Below are 1,155 nucleotides of genomic sequence, written 5' to 3'. Positions count from 1 at the left end.
GTCTTGTTTACGCTACTTTAGTGCGCACTTCCTTCGGTATCAATTTCAGACCCTTCTTGAACATGCTGTAGGGGGTCTGACCCTCCATCATCCTGCCCTGATGTGGCCGCTGGGTGTTGTAGTGTTCCAGGTAGCTATCCAGGTCTGTCTGCATCTGCTCCACCGACTCATACCAGGTCGTCCTCCCCTTGATACGGAAGTGCTCATCCAGCAGTGTGCGGTGCAACCGCTCGATAAAGCCATTGCTCTGCGGCCTGCGTACCTTGGTTGTCCGGTGTTCAATTCCCTCCAGTTGCAGAAACAGCTCGTAGGGATGATGGTCAGGGCGCCCACAGAACTCGCGCCCGTTATCTGACAGGATGGTATAGACCCGTGCCTCGTGGGTTTCAAAGAATGGCAGCACCGTTTCGTTGAGCACATGGACCGAGGTGATGGGCAGCTTGCTGGTGTAGAGCCGCCCCCAGGCGTGGCGGCTATAGCAGTCCAGCACGGTTTGCAGATACACCTTGCCGACCCCCTTGAGCGCGCCGACGAAGAAGGTGTCGACCGCCACCAGTTCCCCGGTGTAGTGGACCTCAATCTGGCGTTCGCGAAACTCGGGGCTGAAGCGCTCGAGCAGGCGAATTTGCTCGTCATTGAGCTCAATCGTTTGTTCCCGATGGGTTTTCTCAAGGCGCAGCAAGCGGTCGTGTTTGGAGAGCAAATCGTGACGTTGCCACACGCCACGCACGCCGCCGGCACTGACGTTGATGCCTTGCAGAGCTAGTTCTTGCGCGACCCGCAGCGGACCGTGAGTAGGCCTGGTGAGGGAGTAATCGAGGATGGCCTGCTCAATCTCGGGCGCGACCCGGTTGGGATGAGCCCCTTTACAGCCGGGCAGTTTGTCGAGCAAGCCCTCGGCGCCATAGGTCTGGTAATTACGACGGATTTCGTAGAACTGCTGACGACTGTAGCCGATGAGCTTGCAGGCTTTGCTGACGTTATTGAGCTCTTTGGCGAGTTCTAGCAGGCTGAGTTTACGACGTGCTACTTTCTCGTTGGTGGTCATACGGTGACTCCAGATAACACGGTAGGGGTACCGTTTTGTTATCCGGTTTGAAGCCGTATGACCACTCCCTTTTGTGGGCAACTGTCAGGTGAATACCATCTCCATAC

1 protein-coding gene is annotated in these 1,155 nt (G+C 56.5%); it reads right to left on the bottom strand.

The features are described from left to right. Positions 1 to 7: 7 nt before the first annotated feature. The gene (locus AB5Y89_RS06965; protein WP_076612160.1) at positions 8 to 1,048 is read right to left on the bottom strand and encodes an IS481-like element ISAs19 family transposase; all 1,041 of its coding nucleotides are present in this window, start codon (positions 1,046 to 1,048) and stop codon (positions 8 to 10) included. Between the last annotated feature and the right edge of the window lie 107 nt (positions 1,049 to 1,155).

It is taken from the genome of Aeromonas sp. s4 (assembly GCF_040907855.1).
Taxonomy (GTDB): Bacteria; Pseudomonadota; Gammaproteobacteria; order Enterobacterales; family Aeromonadaceae; genus Aeromonas; species Aeromonas caviae.
Note: the sequence above shows the minus strand (reverse complement) of the source record. Positions and strands in the feature narration are given on the sequence as shown.